1 protein-coding gene is annotated in these 315 nt (G+C 43.5%); it reads right to left on the bottom strand.

The annotated features are described in order from the left end of the window. Positions 1–307, bottom strand: a 307-nt coding sequence (locus tag KTF99_RS17770; protein ID WP_442896719.1) for a GBS Bsp-like repeat-containing protein, incomplete at its 3' end; no start/stop codon positions are given. Positions 308–315 lie beyond the last annotated feature (8 nt).

Raw genomic sequence — 315 nt, 5'->3', positions numbered from 1 at the left:
AGATCAGATCATCCTGCCCGTTGTTCTCGCTCCATGTCGGCATCAGTACTCTGTCTACCGCATTGTCATCTGTTACTGTACATGTCACTGTATATCCGCTTCGGCTCACGTTTGTTATCTTCGCATTGCTTATTACCGGTGCTTCATTTGCCCCCGGTACTGTCGCCGTCAGCTCTACCTTGCTTACTTTTCCTTCGCTGTCATAAGCATATATATCAGTATGATATTTTCCGCTGTCATTTTTGTGGTTTGATGTCTTTACTTCTATTGTATATGTATTTCCAGTCCTGTTGGCTGTATACCAGATCAGATCAT

The sequence above is a fragment of the Erysipelatoclostridium sp. MSK.7.34 genome (assembly GCF_019041935.1).
GTDB classification, from domain to species: Bacteria; Bacillota_I; Bacilli_A; order Erysipelotrichales; family Coprobacillaceae; genus Thomasclavelia; species Thomasclavelia ramosa.
This window is presented reverse-complemented; position numbering and strand designations above follow the sequence as displayed.